This window comes from Thermomicrobiales bacterium (assembly GCA_023954495.1).
Taxonomy (GTDB): domain Bacteria; phylum Chloroflexota; class Chloroflexia; order Thermomicrobiales; family CFX8; genus JAMLIA01.
In genome coordinates this window covers 1-17426 of the sequence record JAMLIA010000068.1, presented here as the reverse complement: position 1 = coordinate 17426, position 17426 = coordinate 1, and the positions used below count along the sequence as shown (strand labels likewise).

The following is a 17426-nucleotide window of genomic DNA, read 5'->3' as shown; positions in this document are numbered from 1 at the left end:
CGTGCCGGATGATCGTGTTTCTGGCCGGGCGTATGCGATACGCCCCTACCTTTCGGACCTGATGCGGTGGCGTTGCACCAGGGCGGGACCATCCAAACGACGGGTCGCCTCACGGCGAGGACGGGCCGGGTCCTGTCCGTACGAGACGATGGGGAAGTCAAGCGATGTTTCACGTGGAACACCACACGCAGCTAAGCGAAACAGGCGACCCATGTGGGCCGCCCGTTTCACGTGGAACATTGTGCTGATGGGGTTATTCGTAGCGCAGCGCCTCGGCGATCGGGACCGACGACGCCTTGCGGGCTGGGATCCAGGTCATGATCGCGGCGGCGACGAGTGAGGCGATCACGAAGAAGAGGACCGTGCCCCACGGGATGACGAAGCCGGTGAAGGTCTGACCTTCGGAGAAGTCGTCAGCGTTGATCAGGTTGTAGGAGAGGATCAGAGCCAGCACGGTGCCGCTGATTACGCCCAGGCCAGCGATGACCAGCGATTCAAGCAGGAACGACGTTGCCACCATGCCACGCTGGTAGCCGATCGCGCGCAACATGCCGATCTGTTGACGGCGCTCGACGACTGAGCGGAACGAGATCACACCCAGCGCGGCAATGCCGACGAACAAGCCCAGGCCCATGAAGCCCTGCAGCAGCTTGAAGATGCCGTTCTGGACAGCAACGAAGCTCTCCAGGATGTCCTGAATCGAATCGGCCTGCGCGCCGCTCGTGAGTAGGGCCGATTCGATCTGCTTCGCGATCGAGTCGGCGTTGCCCTGTGCCGACGGCGACAGCTGGACGAACAGAGTCGAGGAGTCCGCCTGGGGGAATGCCGAAGCGAACACTTGATCCGAGGTGTAGATGCCGAATAGCGTACTCACCTTGGAATCGATTGCACCGATCACGGTCCAGGTTTCGGTCGCACCCGACTGGAGGCTGTTGACCTCGATCTGGAAAGCAGGGAAGGTGCCGTTCACGATGCTGACATCCTTCGGCGCGGCGAAGGCGTCCGGGTCGTTCCCGAACTCGTCTGCCGTAAAGGTGTTGGCATCAACGATCGCGACCTTCTCGCCAGAACGCAGCGCCGCCCACACGTCGGCATCCGTGGCGTAACCGGGGGCGCGAGCCTCCAGTGGGATGTCAGCAGCATCCATGTATGCTGCGTCCATTCCGCTCACGACCGCGCGCTTCCAGTCCTCGCTGCCGACGTTGCGAATCTCGCTATTCTCCAAGGCGATGCTATCCACGCGTCCGACCGCCTGGAAGTCGTCGACATTGACATCGCTGCCGGCCAGCGCACCCTTCAGGTCACTGATCGGATTGGCCGGGTTGGTCGTGACTGAGATGTCCCAACCCGCGTCGGCCTGATCGGTCGAGAACAGCTCGACGAAGTTGGCGTTGATCGTCGTCAGCGTCACCAGCGAGAAGATCACCATCGAGAACATCGCGATCGTCAGGCCGGTACGGCCCTTCGAGGAGAGCGGGTAGGCGATGGCGGTCTTGACAGCCGGCAGCCAGCGCGAGAATGTCCGGCCAAACATCGAGATGATGCCAACGGCCATGTCGGCATTCCACATAATGATGAGCGTCGAGAACGTCACCATCGACAGGCCGGAGACAAAGAACATCTCAAAGCCGCCGTTTCCCAGATCAGGAAGAATGGCATTTGACCAATTCTGCGGCAGCAGCCAGAAGATCAGCATGAGCGCCGCGAAGAACGTGTAGACCGGGCGCTTCGGCAGGTAGCGGCTGAGGAAGAGGGACAGACCCAGCGCCACGAATGTCAGGCCAGTCGAGAACTGGAAGATGCTCTTCTCGGCCACACCGCTGAGCATCAGCAGCGCACCGACGACGGTCAGGAATGGGCCCCAGCCGACATTGTGGGCGAGGATGCGCAGCAGCCAGACGATGAGCTTCACCGGAATCAGCAGGATATTCCAGATCACCTCCAGCGGGAACCAGAGGATGCTGATCAGCGAGATGCCGATCGACGGGCCAATGCGCGGCAGCTTCGACCACCACGTCCAGGCCGGGCGCTTGCCGCGGCTGAAGTTGACTTCCTCGGGCAGGTCGCGGATTGCGGCCACGATATTCAGGCGGCTGGAGCGCACCGACGCGAAGATGATCGTCAGGAAGGTGACCGACACACCCAGCGCGTAGGCGACAACCAGCGAGCGCCAGGTGGCGTGCGGGCTGATCGAGAAGAAGTCGCCGACCATCCGGCTCATGATGATCGCGATCGCGAAGGCGACGCCAACGCCAGCCGCCGCACCAAGCAGCGCCGCGCCGAGATCATAGGCCGTCCCTTCGGCGATGAAGCCCTGCACGAGATGGCCGCGCTTCATGCCGACCGCGCGGGCCATGCCCATCTCCGAACGGCGCTCTGCAGCCAGCATCATGAAGATCAGAAAGATGAGCAGGATACCGGCAGCAACCGAGAACAGGCCCAGCACGATAAACAGGCTCATGAAGATGTTGCCGAACGTCTCGGCACCCTTGATCGCATCCTGCTTGATTGGGTTCACGCCGAGCTGATCGCCGTTCTCCAGCCCGGCGACGGCGTCCTTGATCGCCGGCATGACGCTATCGGTCAGGTTTGCACCGTCCTCGATACCGCCGCGGTTCGAGATGGCGATGAAGCGGGCCTTGCCCTCCAGGCCGATGATCTGCTGCACGTCAGCAAGCGGCATGGTGAAGCCAAGAATTCGAGAATCCTGCGCACTGGCGGAGAAACCGGTCATCAGCGAACCGCGACCGATTGCGGCAACGCGCACCGGCTGCGGCTGATTGTTGTAGAAGAAGACGAGCAGGTCGCCCTCGGACGCTTCGATTTCCTTCGCCAGATCCTGCGAAATGACGACGGGGTGGACCACGAGCGATGCCGGGTCGATCGAGAGACCGCCCGGTACCTCTGCGGCGAACTGCTCGAGCAACGCGGCGGCATCAGCGGGGAGCGGCTCGGTCTGCGCCGTGAGCGCAGCGAAGTCGATCGCGTCACCGTTCGGCGTCTCAAGGCCACCGAAGCTTTCGACGCGGGCCGGATCGACGCCGGTCATGACTACGGACGGCTCCGAGAGGCGCTTATCGACGTTGAGAATCGGCACAGATTCGGTCAGCACCGGCATGACCGCTTCAATATCAGGATTGTCGGCCAGCGCAGCCTCAAGCTGATCGGCAATGGAGGCATCGATCGGCAGGTTGTTGACGGCGATCGTGCCTTCGCCGCCGGAGTTGCCGACGAACGCGACCGTCTCATCGACCTGACCGAGGCCCTTATAGGTCGAGCTGGTGATGGAGTGGTCGATCGAATCACCGGTGGTCAGTGAGGCGGCGATGATCAGTGTCGCCAGCATCAGACCGACCATGATCAGGACGGTCTGGGCTTTGCGGCGCGGAATATTCCGAATCGCCATCCGGAAGATGACTGGATTCTTCAGTGCGATGACGACGGTTGTCAATAGACATAACCCCATGATCGCGAGGACCACGATCATGATTGTCGTCATCGACAGCCCGAAAATACTATCCACGAAGGTCCCCCTCAGGCACGCTGGACTGCGCTGTCCTTACATCCGACGCGAACGCGTGACGTTGTTGGCTAGTGATCGGCAGGAAGGCCATCGGAAATGACGCGTCCGTCACTCATCCGGACGATGCGGTTCGTCATTGCGCCGATGCGCGGGTCGTGGGTGACGATGACGAATGTCTGCTGCTGCGTCTTGTTCAGCTCGATCATCAGATCCATCACGTCATCGGCCGTTTCGCTATCGAGGTCACCAGTCGGCTCGTCGGCCCAGACGATGGCCGGCTCGTTGACCAGGGCGCGTGCGATCGTGACGCGCTGCCGCTGACCGCCGGAGAGCTCGGCCGGCTTGTGGTTTGCCCACTCGCCGAGTCCAACGCGGTCGAGGATCTTCAGCGCGCGCTCGCGCGCCTGCTTCGGCTTGACGCCGGACACAAGCAGCGGCAGCTCGACATTCTCCGCCGCCGAAAGGACCGGCAGCAGGTTATAGAACTGGAAGACAAAGCCCATATTGCGGGCGCGGAACTCGGTGCGGTCGTCGTCCGGCAGGTGAGCGAGGTCCTGGCCGGCGATGAGGATCTCGCCCTCATCAATCGTATCCAGACCAGACAGGCAGTTGAGCAGCGTTGTCTTACCGCAGCCGGAAGCGCCCATGATCGCGACCATCTCGCCACGATTAACCTGGATGTCGAGACCACGCAGCGCCGGGACGCTGACCTTACCGGTATGATATGTCTTGATAACCCCGGTCGCCTTGATGATCGGTTGATCCGTGGCGGCAGTGGCAGGATTCTCGGAGACCATGGTGTCTGTCGACGTCGACATACGCTATCTTTCCCTTCGGTGACTGCTGCCAGATGCAGAACGGGCTGCTGACACAACGGACACGCACTGAGCCAGTTGACATACTGGCACACATGCCCGCCTGGCAAAAAGCCAGCGTTAATCCTACCTGGCGCACGCATGCGGTTTCATGGCCGATTGGGGATCTGGCAACCGTCCTCCGGGACGGCTGGATGCTGACCTTTTGGACAGGTACACGTTTCGGGTTTGTGTTCGGCTCCAGTTTGCACAACCGGATGCTGCGCAAGGACCTGACGCGGAATTGTTCGACGATTCTGCGTGTTTGACCAAACGAGAGCAGGCTGGTAGCCTGACTCGGTTATTCGGCTTCGTCATTCACGCGCCCCCAGACAGGGGCGCGCGTCGTATATCTAGCGGAGATTTTCCCTCGTGTCGATTCGACGTCGCTTCTCGATGGCCAGCGCGAATGGCTCACATGACATAACACACGAAGACGACGGTCTCGACCAACGACAGATCCGGCGCGATGTCATTCGCATCGCCTGGCCGTCGATCCTTGAGAACCTGCTCCAGAGCGTGCTGGGCATGATCACGATCCTGATGGTGAGTCGGATCGGATCGGCCGAGGTCGCGGCGGTTGGCGCATCACAGCAGCTACAGATGCTGTTCATCTCGGCATTCTTCGCGCTGTCGATGGGCACGACCGTCATCGTCGCGCACGCGTTCGGCGCTGGCGAGCACCACCGGATCAACATCGCAGCCAAGCAATCGACGGCAGCCGGGCTCGTCCTGTCGATCGTCGTCGCGATCATCGTCTTCGCGCTGGCGCATCCGATGCTGGCAATGCTCGGCGCAGAGACGAACGTCATCGACGCCGGGGCGCGATTCCAGCGCATCTCCTCAATCGGTTACGTCTTCATGGCGATGATGTTCATCCTCGGCGGCGCGTTGCGCGGCGTCGGCGACACCCGCACACCAATGCTGGTCACCGCCGGCATCAACGTGCTGAATGTCGTCGTTGCCCTGCCGCTGATCTTCGGATTCGGGCCGATCCCCGGATTGGGGCTGGATGGCGCGGCGATCGGACAGGTCGTCTCGCGCATGGCCGGCGCGGCGATCATGGGCTGGTTGCTGCTGCGCGGCATGCAGGGCATCTCGATCGCCGGTCGCGACGGCTGGCTGCCGGATCTTTATTATCTGAAGCGTCTGGCAGACATCAGCATCCCCTCGATGGGGGAATCGCTGCTGCGCTCGGGTGGGCAGATTCTGTTCGTCGTCATCGTCTTCATGCTCGGCACAGCCGTCGCCGCCGGACACCAGATCGCCCAGAATGCCGTCTTCCTGTCGATGTTCCCGGGCTTCGGCTTCTCGATGGCTGCCACGGCGCTGGTCGGGCAATCGCTGGGCGCGAAAAATCCCGAGCGAGCCAAGGCCGCAGCCCTCACCGCGACGCGCGCCTGCGTCGTCTGGATGTCGGTCATGGGCGCGGCGTTCTTTCTCTTCGCCACGCCGATCATGGAGCTATCAGCCACCGGCGATGATCGTCAGACGATCATCGACGCCGGCGTTGCCGCGTTGCGGGTGATCGCTTTCGCCCAGCCAATTCAGGCGATCGGCTTTGTCCTCGCTGGCGCACTGCGTGGCGCAGGTGACACGCGCTTCCCGATGATCTCGACCGGTGTATCGATGTGGATCTTCCGTATCCCGCTGGCTTATGCCTTCGCAATCACGCTGGGGCTGGGGTTGGGTGGCGTCTATCTGGCGATGGCAACCGACAACTTCATCCTGATGATGATGAATATCTGGCGCTACCGGCAGGGCCGCTGGCTGACGAGCCGCCTCGGGCCGAAATCTCCCGACGCCCCGGAGCTCAGCGAGCCTGACCGCACGCCGTACATCGAACCCGAGCGCGAGCTGGCAGGGGCCGGGCAGGCACCTCCCGATGCCCTCGTCCGACGCAAGGGGCTATAAGGCGTGGCCATCGACAACCGCTCGTCATTTCCCGTGCGCCTGCTGATGCTCCTGGCCGGGCTGTTCATCTTCGCCGTCTCGATGGCGCTATCGCTACAGTGCAACCTCGGCGCAAGCTCGTGGACCGTGCTGCACGACGGCATTTCGCGCCAGACGCCGCTCTCGATCGGCATCGTTACCCAGATCGTCGGCCTCGTCATGCTGCTCGTCTCGTGGGCAGGCGGTATCCGGCCGGGGTTCGGCACGCTGGCGAACATGATCCTGATCGGCTCGTTCCTCGATCTCATCCTGTGGAGCGGTGTCATTCCTGAAGCCGAGAGCTATCCGGTGCGCATCGCGATGCTGCTGGCGTCGGTCATCGTCATCGGGCTGGGGTCGGCGCTATATATCAAGGCCGGCTTCGGTGCCGGTCCGCGCGACTCGTTCATGCTGGTCGTCCATCGCCGCACCGGCTTGCGTCTGGGGATCGCCCGCTGGATGATCGAAGTGACAGCGGTCGTGTTTGGCATCATCCTTGGCGGCGACTTCGGCATCGGCACGATCATCTTCTCGATGCTGGTTGGATTCTCCGTCGACTGGTTCTTCCGCCTGCTCGGCGTGCGGATTGTCGGGCCGAACAGATCGGCCGCACAGACGGCAAAGGCATGATCGTTGCACGGTTGGCTGGACAGGTTCGCCAGCAAGTTGCCATACTAGCGGATACGTGGGCGAATGTACGGAACGCCCGGAACAGGGGTGGGGACATGTCTGCGAGCGAAACAACCAATCAGGACACCGGTAGCGAGCAGACGGAGACAGCCGTCGTGACCGCTTCTGAGCCGACCGTCGATCCGATTACCCGGCTGAACGAGCTCCGTTCACAGGTCTTGCCGTTGCTGGTGGCCGCGTCGGACGAGTATCGCGGTCGATCCACGGCCGGCTACCCGCTCATCGTCGACAACGTTGAGCGCTCCGGAGTCTTCGGCATCACGCTGTCACCAAACTTCGGCCTGTATTTCATGACCGATGGCACCGACCTGTTTACCGAGACGCACTGGATGCAGTTGCGCGTCGACGCGCTCTCGATGGCCAACACCGAGAAGTTCGCCGGGCGCCCGGAGATCCTGCGCGAAGACATCGGAGACGACTACAACTTCCGCGACGCCCGCCGATCAATGTCGCGCCTGCAGAATCGCTGGAACCGCCAGCAGACGCGCATCTACCGCGTCGATTCATAGCGGCGGGCCAATCTGGCCGTACAGCGAACGCCCCACCGATCATGACCAGTGGGGCGTTGCATTGCCTGTACTCAGTGCGCTGTCAATGTCAGATTGTCCGGCCGGCAGCAAACCCCGATTCCTGTCATCTCGAACCGCAGTGAGAGATCTCCCGCCCGTTTGACTCAGTCCAACGTTGGAGAGATTTCTCGGCTGCGCGGGTGCCCTCTGGGCGTGAAATGACAGAGGGCGGGATTGGCTGCCGGACCGAACTGCTCGACATTGCCGGCAATGACGGCCCGCTGAAATGGCAACCAACCCCTTATCCTGTCATCTTGAACCGCAGTGAGAGATCTCCCGCCCGTCTGACTCAGTCCAACGCAGGGGTGATTTCTCGGCTGCCCGGGTGCCCCTTGGGCGTTGGCTCCCAGGCGTGAAATGACAGAAGAAAGGGGATGTTGCCGCGCCTGCCAGTTTGGCGTTGACAACCCACTCAGCCTGACGCTAGTCCTCGATGATCCAGCGATCGACGTCGCGGTCCCAGGCGTTGATCTCATCCTCGCTGAAGAAGATGCTGACCTCGTGGGCAGCCGTGTCGGCGGCGTCGGAGCGGTGGATCAGGTTGCGACCGATGGTGACCGCGAAATCGGCGCGGATCGTGCCGGGCGCAGCGGCGACCGGGTTGGTCGCGCCAACGAGGTTGGACACGGCATCAATCGCCGACGGACCTTCGACGACACCGACAATGACCGGCCCGGAGGTGATGTACTCGATCAGCCCCTCGTAGAACGGCTTGCCCTTGTGGACGCCGTAGTGGCGCTCGGCCAGCTCGGCATCGATCTGCATCAGCTTGAGCCCGACAAACTTCAGGCCCCGACGCTCGATTCGACCCAGGATCTCACCGATCAAACCACGCTGGACAGCGTCGGGCTTGAGAATGATCAGCGTCCGTTCTAATGCCACCCGTCTTCTCCCTGCATCCCTTGTCATGACCGCCTCTGAACAGTCGCGTGGGCGGACAATCGCCCAGTCGCGACCAGCGAAAAAGCCTATCACACGGCCTTCGCGTCCCGGCCTCAAGCCGGCGCAAGCCAGCTCAGGTCGATCTGCGGGTGTGCATCCTGAGTGGACTGGACGAGATCGCCGGCCGGATCAACCGCACGCAGGCGACGCACCAGCCGATCGACGAGGATGCCGGGGCCGCTACGCTGGTCGATGTCTGCCTGAATCAGCAAAGCGGGCGCGGCGAGCGGGTGCGACTGCAGAACCGCATCGGCCACCGAGGCGGCATCGTCATCGAGCCCCAGATGCCAGAGCGAGGCGAGCAAGCCCAGGCGCAGATCGACACGATCGGGGAGGCGAGCGAGCGCTGCCTGAAATTCGCGTGCCGCTCGCTCGTGCCGACCGGCCTGCGCGTGGAGCGTCGCCAGCGCCGGGCTGGATAGCTGCAGCACGCCATCCACGCCGGTGCGCTCGGAGGACAGGCGGGTGAGGTGCGCCCGGAGGTTGCGATGCTGCGGCGCAAGCTCCCAGGCGACTTGACAGAATGCAAGAGCGTCATCGAGCCGGCCACGCAACTCGGCGACTCGGCCGAGGCCGAACCAGACAGCCGAGCAGTCCGGTCGTCCGGCCAGCGCAGCGGCATAGCCAGCTTCCGCAGCATTGGCATCGTCACGGTGCAACGCGATGTCGGCACGAACGAGCCAGGCGGAGGCATACGACGGATAGCGATCCAGCAGTGCGTCGCAGATTGCCGCCGCTCGGGCGTCGTCGCCCTGAGTCAGCGCATCGCGAGCAGCGGCGAGGTCGCGCGCGAGGGGAGTGACGGAGTCAGGCATCTGCCACGATCGAGCTATTCCGGCTTGCGTGTCTGATCGGGTGGCTCGGGACGACGGTATCCGCCGGTGCGCTTGATCGTCCAGAGGGTGATCCAGACCGTACCAACAGCGGCCAGCACGAACATCCCAACGATAACGATGTACATCCAGGCATCCATATTGCGGTGGCTCTCCCGGTTTCTTTCGAAGCGGATAGACCGGGGCATGCGTGGCCCGGAGCAATGGTACCCGGTTCAGGTCAGGTTCCACACGGAATGCGATTTGGCGCGGGCGTCATGTATAGCAGATACAATTTCAGCGTTCCGCACCTGGCGCAGAATTCGCGTACACGAATACGGCCCGACGCGATTGCCGCGCCACGCTGATTCTGATAGTGTAGTGTCAACGTCAAAAACGGGGTTACAGTTTATTCATCTAAGGGGGATTGGGTCAACACATGTCGCACCTCAAACGTCTGTGGCCAGCACTGGTCTGGTCAGCAAGCCTCGTATCACTCGTCATAGCCTCGGGAGCTCCGCATAAGATCTTGTGACCCCGAGAACACCAACCGATCGGTACACCGTTCGTCGTTTGTCTCAAGGAGGATTTCATGCGTCGCCAACTTATTCGTGTCCGCCCTGCGCTGTTCTGGATCGCCGGTCTGATGTCACTCATCATTGCTTCAGGCGCTCCACACAAGATTCTGACGCTCAACGGACTCTTCGGTTGATCGTAACACGCAAGCCGCACAAGGAGGATTTCATGCGTCGACAGGTTATTCGCATCCGCCCCGCTCTGTTCTGGATCGCCGGTTTGATGTCACTCATCATTGCGTCCGGCGCTCCGCACAAGATTCTCACGCTCAACGGACTCTTCGGTTGATCGTAACACGCGTCGTGTTACGTAGATGGAGCCAGGTAATGACTTCTCGATTCTCCCGCGTCCGTCCCGCGTTCTTCTGGGTTGCCGGTCTGCTTTCGCTCATCATCGCGTCCGGCGCACCTCATAAGATCTTGTAAATCCACCCATCTGTCAAGTCCGTAAGCCTGAGCCCGTGAAAGGTTGCCCCGTGCAGAAGCTCATCATCCGCGTTCGCCCAACGCTGTTCTGGATCGCCGGTCTGCTCTCGCTCGTCATTGCCTCGGGAGCGCCGCACAAGATCCTCTAACGTCGACCGATTGGCATTCGCTCGGTACGTAAATCTCGATTCCGAAGGAGAAAACCACATGCAGAAGCTCATGACCCGTGTTCGCCCAACGCTCTTCTGGATTGCCGGCCTGCTGTCACTAGTGATCGCATCCGGCGCACCGCACAAGATCCTGTAGAGCCACACGCGCTGTCACGTTCGCACGTCATAACCCCTCGAAGGAGCATAGAGATGCAGAAGCTGATCACTCGCGTTCGCCCGACCCTGTTCTGGATTGCCGGCCTGCTGTCACTGGTGATTGCGTCCGGCGCTCCACACAAGATCCTCTAATTCTGCCACCCAACTTGAAGATCCGCCATTCACAGCGTTGAAGGGAACTGTGATGAAGAAGCTGATCGCCCGCATGCGACCGACACTGTTCTGGATTGCCGGCCTGCTCTCGCTCGTTATCGCTTCGGGAGCACCGCACAAGATCCTCTAGGTTCGATCTAACCGCCGTCGTCTGTCACACGAACATTGATTCTGAAGGAGATACTGTCGTGCAGAAGCTGATCGTTCGCGTTCGTCCGACGCTGTTCTGGATCGCGGGACTGCTCTCTCTCGTTATCGCATCCGGCGCGCCGCATAAGATCCTGTAACGAGTTGAACGCACCATATCTATCCAAAGGCCCCCGGCAATTGCCGGATCCGCAGCAATTCCTCGTGCGCGAAACCGGGATCATCTGTACCATATAGAGTGATCGTCTACGCCGAAGTTCACGAGTACTGCCGTGCAGCAGGTATTTGCATCAACCTGTATTACGATCCGACCTCGCACGGACTCGCATGGAATGGAGCACCTGGTGCGCAGGAGCTTCCCGGTCAGCGCAATCATCTTCATCCTGACGTTGACCGCAGCGACGGTCGCTCTCCTCGGCACATCACTTTTCATCGTTGATGTCGAGCTGACGCGGTCGGTATTGGTGACCGCCGTTGTGCTCGGTCTGGCGAGCCTGGCGCTCGAGTTCATCGACTTTCCACTCGTCATCGGCGGCGAAACGAGCTTTTCAACCGTCGCGTACATGGCGATGGTCTTCATGCTTCCGTACCCGATTGCCGCGATCGTCGGCATGACCACCGTCATCATTGCTGATCTCCGCAATCGCAAGCAGCTGCTCTCGATCCTGTTCAACGCATCAAACTTCGCGCTAACCTTCGGCCTGACCGGACTGATCTGGTATCTGGCCTTCGGGAACACGCGCGTCACCGATGCACCCGCCACGCTCCTGACGCTGGTCATCGTCATCGCGATGGTGCTTGCCTTCTATTCCATCAACGTCCTGCTGACCGACATCACTCTGGCGCTGATCGGCAACCGATCGCTGAAGTACATCTGGCTGACGAACGACACGCCGGTCACGCTGCCGTTCATCTGTCTGGAAGTCGTCGGTGTGCTGCTCGCCGTTGTCTGGGAAACTGTCCCAGCCCTTGCCCCGCTGCTGATCATTCCGGCAGTTACCACCTTCATTGCCTTCGAGATGATCCATCGCTTGCAGCGCCAGACGCAGGAAGCGATGATCACGATGGCCGATGTCATCGACCGCCGGGATCCCTACACCGCCGACCACTCCCGACGGGTCGCCGAGCTATCCATGCAGATCGCTGAAGTCCACGGACTGAACGAGCGCGACATGGAGCGCCTGCGGCTGGCCGCCCGCGTCCATGACATCGGCAAGATCGGCATCGGCAACGAAGTGCTGCACAAGGACGGCAAGTTGACCGACGAAGAATGGGAGCAGATGAAGTCGCACCCAGTGGTCGGGGAGCAACTGCTCAAGCCGTACAGTCAGTTCCGCCACGAGATGAGCATCGTCCGGTCGCATCACGAGCGCTGGGATGGCAAGGGCTATCCGGATGGCCTCGTTGGCGCGCGCATCCCGCTGGCATCACGGATCATCGCCGTCGCTGACACCTACGACGCGATGACGAGCTCGCGCCCATACCGCGATGGCCTGCCCCGCCAGGTCGCGATCGACGAGATTCGCAGTAGCGCGCTGACGCAGTTTGATCCGCAGGTCGTGGGAAGCTTCCTGCAGGTGGTCGACAAGTGGTCGAAGGTTCGTTCAATCAACAGCGAGCACGAACCGGCCAACGAACGCGCGACTGCAACTGCCTCCTCATGATCCTGCTGCTTGCTATTGGCTTGGCGCTCATTGTTGGCTATCTGACCGGCGGGTCGCTCGGCCAGGCGCACCAGGCGCGGTTGCGGGCGCTGCCCCTCTTCTTCGGTGCGGCATTCGTCCAGGTCCTGATCTTCACACCGCTCCTCGGCACGCGCAGCTTCATACAGGACAACGGCCAGTACATCTACATCGGCACCGTGCTGGCCAGCCTGGCGGCGATCCTGCTGAACCTGAGCATCCCCGGCATGAAGATCATGGCCATCGGCGCGGCTCTGAATGCGCTGGTTATCATCGCCAACGGCGGCTTCATGCCCTCAACCGAAGCAGCACTGGACCGAGCCGGCAAGCTGGAGACCGTCGAACGCGCTGAGGCGGCCGAACCCGGTGACGACTGGGTGCTCACCAATAGCATCATCGCCGATGACGACACACGCCTGCTGTTCCGCGAGCATCGCCATCCCGGAAGGCTGGCCGCTCGCCAACGTCATTTCCATCGGCGACATCCGTGCTGGCCCTCGGCGCAGCCCTCGCCGTCCTGCGTTCATGCACCTGCCCAAGAGCAGAACACAGAAGAACGCCAGCCAACAACCTGATCTCGCCATTCTTCCGTACGGACAGCGCTGGCGCTGTCATCGCCGTGAGGCGACTCTCCCGCGCGATCCTGCAGCGCGTCGAAAAGCGCGACGGCCGCTTATGTCTCCGTACGGACAGGACCCGGGTCCTGTCCGTACGGAGGGAGCGGAAGACACGTCGCTCTCCGAGGGTCTGCTTATTCGGCGCGGGGGTCGCCATGGCCCGGGTGCCCCTTGGGCGTTGGCTCCCCGCGACGGACAGCGCGAGCACTGCCCCCTACGAATGCGGTGGGTGCGAATCTGCGTTAGCTGGCTGGTTCCTGAATCACGATCAGGTAGCTATCGGGGTCACGCAGCAGGAACGACCGGCCACCCCAGGGGGAGGCGGCGATCGGGGCCAGGATCTCGACGTGGGCTCTTTCGAGCACGGCGTAGCGATCGTCGATGTGCGCGTCTGAGAGCGTCATCACCGGGCCGGACTTTGGCAGATTCAGGGGGTTCGCGCTATTTGGCTGTTCGAGCAGCAGCAGATGGAGTGCGCCGAGCTGGACGAGCGCCGTCCGGTGGCCGTGCCAATCTGCCGTCGTCACCAGCTCAAAGTCGAGCATGTCTGTGTAAAAGGATATGGCGCGATCGAGGTACGCGACGTCCAGCACAAGCCGGTCGAAGATCAGCACGACATTGCCCCCTCCATGCGCCGCCTGTCCCTCCGGACAGGGATCAGGCCGTCCAGCCGGAATCACCCAACTGTCCTCACGACGGATACCCAGTCACTGAGTACCCGCCTAGTATATGAGCATACCCGGTTCTTGCCGGATGCGATGGTCCGGAACCCGTCGGCGCATGGCCACCGGAATGCAACGAAGCACCGAGAGCGCCACGGAATAGCGAACGATCACCGCGCGGGGAGTCCCCCCACCCCCGCGAACCTTCCACTGAACGGACGGCGCGGTCACGCCGCTCCACCCCTGACCGGCCTGGTCCTCCACCCCCTCTGTCAACCAACCGAGGTCAGGCCGGCACCCTTCCTCTCGCGATCGAGCGGCGGCGCGACATAGACGAGAGGATCACCATCGCGCACCGCCAGCGAGCTCATTGTATAGAGCGCTATGCCGTCGACCTCGGCGGTCGGATGAGCAAGCTCCTCCCCGAGCTGATCGGTCAGCGTGCCCAGCACATTACCCTTCGTCACCGGCGTGCCGACCGTCACCGCCGAACGCCAGAGCGCATCGGCCGGCGCAATAAGCTGCCAGCCGGCCTGCAACCAGCGCACGTCCGTCTCAGGCACCAGCCCGCCGAGCACACCGGCCACGCGGAGCGCATTGATCAGCCCCTGAAAGACCGTCTGAACATCTTCGTCGCTCGCCAGCCCATTGCCGCCAACCTCAACCACAATCGTCGCAGCGCCGGATAGCGCGGCGTTCGCCGACAGGCTCCCCGAACGAGTCGGTCGCGGATAGGTGATTGCGAACGGCAGCCCGAACGCGTCGCACATCGCCTGCGTCAGCGCATCGGTCTCCGCATCGCCCATCTCGTAGCGCACGACGTGGGCAGCCAGCGTCTCGAAGACATCGCCACTGTGCAGATCAATCAGCACGTCGGCCGGGCCAACGACCTCCTCCATCAGCCGCCAGGCCAACACCTCGGTGGCGGTGCCGAGGGCGTTGCCGGGGAAGACGCGATTCTGGTTCTTGCCGTCGGGCGGGGTGAGGAACGCCGAGCGCGCCCAGAAGGACGACTGGTTGACGACCGGCAGGATCAGCAGCGACCCGGAGACGCGTTCGGGTTGCAACAGACGGGCCAGCCGCAGCGCGCCGAGGATGCCTGGGTATTCCCCGCCATGCACCGCCGCCGTGATCGCCACCGCCGGGCCCGGCTCATGGCCGCGCACGGCGATGTATGGCCACTGCCAGCCGCGTAATGCGTCATCGCGCCAGCGGATGTAGCCTGTGCGCTTCTCTCCGGCACCCGGCTCGGGCACCACCGACCAGGGAAACACCGCCGATGCGGGCTGCCCCATTTCGCACCCCCACCTGTTGCAGCGTCGCGTTTCGCGGCATGGTAGCAGGCATTCGCGCGGGTCGCGTCGATTCAGCGCGTATTGCTCGATCGCCCGCGCCGCTGATGGCGCTCGATGTCCACGTCGAGCGCCGCATGTGCCTGCGGATCGCCGATCAGCTCAATCCCGGCGATCGCATCGTCCGCTAGCGTGAAGCGAAAGACAACCTGCAGCTTGCCGCCCGGTGCCCAGACTGCGCCCCACTGGCCGTCGACGCGTGCCAGACGCGCCGCGGCCGCCCGACCGGAGAACCACTCCGCGACGACGCGCGCGCCGACCGTCTCCGGGCTGGTGCCCAGCGCAACCGCTGCGGCGTCCGCCCGAACCACCACGTCCGGCGCGAGCAGGTGGAGCAGCGTTTCCAACCGACCGTTCCGCGCAGCATCGAAGAACGCACTCACCAGCTCACGCTGCGCATTCAGCGCTTGCGGATCTGGCGTGTCGACAGCAGGACGCACGCGTCGTCGAGCCCGGCTCGCAATCTGGCGAGCAGCGGCCGGCGTGCGATCGACGACCGCGGCTATCTCCTCAAACGGCACGGCAAAGACATCGTGCAGCACGAAAACCACGCGCTCGATCGGCGTCAGTGCATCCAGCACAACTGCCAGGGCCTCGGCTGTTGACTCGGCCAGAATCGTGGAATCCTCTGGGCCCGGGTCACCATCGCCAACCTCCAGCAGCTCAGCATCGACCTGCTCTTCGCCGCGCGACGAGCGCGACCGCAGATGATCGAGGCAGATGCGGCTGACGACCGTCGTCAGCCAGCCACCCAGGTTCTCGATCTGCGTATCGTCGGCCCGATCGAACCGCAGCCACGCCTCCTGAACGGCGTCATCCGCCTCGGTCGGCGACCCCAGCAATCGTGTCGCCACCGCGCGGAGATGCGGGCGATGCGTCTCAAACTGTGCTGCGCGTGTGTCAGTATCCTGCACCTGTGTCACATTTCTGTGCTGCATTTCGTCAGGGTGATGAAGGGGCAGATGTGGCCCCTCGGCACCATTATGAGCGCTCGATACGAGCCATGCCAGACAGGTGCCGCGAACGAACGGCTCAGTCAGGAGGACCCGTGACCAGTTCCGAGACCAAGGGTATCAAGACTATTCTGCATGCCGTGAGCGATGTGGACGCGGCCAAAACGTTCTACACCGCGTTGCTCGGCGTTGCACCGGCGCAGGATAGCCCGTACTACGTTGGCTACGACGTAGCCGGAGAGCACGTCGGCCTCGTACCGGGCGGCAAGGAGCAGGGGATGCCCGCGCCGGTCGCCTATTGGGAAGTGCCGGACATCGAAGCCAAGCTGGCTGAGCTGACCGCCGCCGGCGCGACGGTTCAGCAGCCGCCCCGCGAGGTCGGTGGTGGCCGTGTCGTGGCAACCGTGTCAGACGCCGACGGCAATGTCGTCGGCGTGCTGCAGGACCGATGAGACCCGAATCGCGCACACACGCGCAGCGCCGCCAAGACACTGAGCATCGGCTCGCCCACGATGTCGACCTGTGGGTCGCGACCGCCTCCCCAACCGGAGAGCCGTTCCTGATCCCCCTGTCGTTCGATTGGGACGGCGCGTCGCTGCTGCTGGCCACGCCAGCCGACAGCCCGACTGGCCGCAACATGGCGGCGACCGGAGCGGTCCGGCTGGGCCTCGGCGACACCCGCGACGTCACGATGATCGACGGCTCCGTCGCCGTCATCGAGATCGACGCACTGCCGACGGAGCAGGGGGACAGCTTCGCCAAGCGCACCGGCTTCGATCCGCGCACATTGACCACCAGATACTGCTGGTTCCGCATCACGCCGCAGCGTATCCAGGCCTGGCGCGAGTCGAACGAGCTGTCCGGTCGCGACCTGATGCGCGATGGGCAGTGGTTGGTGTAACACGGAACGCGAGGGGCGGCCTTTTCGTCTGCAGCCTCGAAATGACAGGTTTCAGGGGAGGCAGCCACTCCCGAAATCTGTCATTTCGAGCCGCAGCGAGAAATCTCCCACCTGTGTGATGCCATCGGGCGCAGGGGAGACCTTTCGCGTGCGCTCAAGATGGCTGGCTGCCGCTCCTCAACCCACCAATTGATAGACTCCAAACGCCGCTGCTATCGCCAGGATATCTCCCACTGAAACAGACAGATTGGACGAGCATGGCCACGACGACGGACAAGCCGACGCTGACGCTGCACGCCGCCGACAGCCA

14 protein-coding genes are annotated in these 17426 nt (G+C 62.8%); 7 read left to right on the top strand and 7 right to left on the bottom strand.

Going from position 1 to position 17426, the window contains the following annotated elements:
* Positions 1 to 253 precede the first annotated feature (253 nt).
* Positions 254 to 3523, bottom strand: coding sequence for an FtsX-like permease family protein (locus M9890_12095; protein MCO5177692.1), 3270 nt, complete (start codon positions 3521 to 3523; stop codon positions 254 to 256).
* 68 nt (positions 3524 to 3591) lie between these two features.
* Positions 3592 to 4341 carry an ABC transporter ATP-binding protein gene (locus M9890_12090; protein MCO5177691.1) on the bottom strand — a complete coding sequence of 250 codons (750 nt, stop codon included), beginning with the start codon at positions 4339 to 4341 and terminating at the stop codon, positions 3592 to 3594.
* A gap of 408 nt (positions 4342 to 4749) precedes the next feature.
* Here M9890_12090 and M9890_12085 point away from each other — a divergent pair, with 408 nt between their 5' ends.
* The 3 genes from M9890_12085 to M9890_12075 all read left to right on the top strand — a co-directional run bounded on the left by M9890_12085 (position 4750) and on the right by M9890_12075 (position 7508).
* A complete protein-coding gene (locus tag M9890_12085; protein ID MCO5177690.1) occupies positions 4750 to 6291 on the top strand; it encodes an MATE family efflux transporter in 1542 nt (513 codons plus the stop codon).
* 3 nt (positions 6292 to 6294) lie between these two features.
* Positions 6295 to 6939, top strand: a complete 645-nt coding sequence (locus tag M9890_12080) for a membrane protein (protein ID MCO5177689.1) — start codon at positions 6295 to 6297, stop codon at positions 6937 to 6939.
* Between the two features lie 95 nt (positions 6940 to 7034).
* Positions 7035 to 7508 (top strand): hypothetical protein, encoded by a 474-nt coding sequence (locus M9890_12075; GenBank protein MCO5177688.1) that lies wholly within the window; start codon positions 7035 to 7037, stop codon positions 7506 to 7508.
* Between the two features lie 483 nt (positions 7509 to 7991).
* Here M9890_12075 and ndk read toward each other — a convergent pair whose 3' ends face one another.
* Both ndk and M9890_12065 read right to left on the bottom strand, forming a co-directional pair.
* Positions 7992 to 8450, bottom strand: a complete 459-nt coding sequence (gene ndk / locus M9890_12070) for a nucleoside-diphosphate kinase (protein MCO5177687.1) — start codon at positions 8448 to 8450, stop codon at positions 7992 to 7994.
* A 113-nt stretch (positions 8451 to 8563) separates the two neighbouring features.
* Positions 8564 to 9325 carry a tetratricopeptide repeat protein gene (locus M9890_12065; protein ID MCO5177686.1) on the bottom strand — a complete coding sequence of 254 codons (762 nt, stop codon included), beginning with the start codon at positions 9323 to 9325 and terminating at the stop codon, positions 8564 to 8566.
* Between the two features lie 1968 nt (positions 9326 to 11293).
* Here M9890_12065 and M9890_12060 point away from each other — a divergent pair.
* Positions 11294 to 12613 (top strand): HD domain-containing protein, encoded by a 1320-nt coding sequence (locus M9890_12060; GenBank protein MCO5177685.1) that lies wholly within the window; start codon positions 11294 to 11296, stop codon positions 12611 to 12613.
* A complete protein-coding gene (locus M9890_12055; protein MCO5177684.1) occupies positions 12610 to 13206 on the top strand; it encodes a DUF5317 domain-containing protein in 597 nt (198 codons plus the stop codon). Before M9890_12060 ends, M9890_12055 begins: the two co-directional genes overlap by 4 nt.
* Positions 13207 to 13490: 284 nt before the next feature.
* Here the strand turns inward: M9890_12055 and M9890_12050 are convergent, their stop codons facing one another.
* The 3 genes from M9890_12050 to M9890_12040 all read right to left on the bottom strand — a co-directional run bounded on the left by M9890_12050 (position 13491) and on the right by M9890_12040 (position 16176).
* The gene (locus M9890_12050) at positions 13491 to 13862 is read right to left on the bottom strand and encodes a VOC family protein (GenBank protein ID MCO5177683.1); all 372 of its coding nucleotides are present in this window, start codon (positions 13860 to 13862) and stop codon (positions 13491 to 13493) included.
* A 320-nt stretch (positions 13863 to 14182) separates the two neighbouring features.
* Positions 14183 to 15205 carry a succinylglutamate desuccinylase/aspartoacylase family protein gene (locus M9890_12045; protein MCO5177682.1) on the bottom strand — a complete coding sequence of 341 codons (1023 nt, stop codon included), beginning with the start codon at positions 15203 to 15205 and terminating at the stop codon, positions 14183 to 14185.
* A gap of 71 nt (positions 15206 to 15276) precedes the next feature.
* Positions 15277 to 16176 (bottom strand): sigma-70 family RNA polymerase sigma factor, encoded by a 900-nt coding sequence (locus tag M9890_12040; GenBank protein MCO5177681.1) that lies wholly within the window; start codon positions 16174 to 16176, stop codon positions 15277 to 15279.
* Between the two features lie 134 nt (positions 16177 to 16310).
* On the opposite strand from M9890_12040, the gene M9890_12035 reads away from it, so the two are divergent.
* The gene (locus tag M9890_12035) at positions 16311 to 16667 is read left to right on the top strand and encodes a VOC family protein (GenBank protein MCO5177680.1); all 357 of its coding nucleotides are present in this window, start codon (positions 16311 to 16313) and stop codon (positions 16665 to 16667) included.
* Positions 16664 to 17116, top strand: a complete 453-nt coding sequence (locus M9890_12030) for a pyridoxamine 5'-phosphate oxidase family protein (protein ID MCO5177679.1) — start codon at positions 16664 to 16666, stop codon at positions 17114 to 17116. Before M9890_12035 ends, M9890_12030 begins: the two co-directional genes overlap by 4 nt.
* The last annotated feature ends 310 nt before the right edge of the window (positions 17117 to 17426 follow it).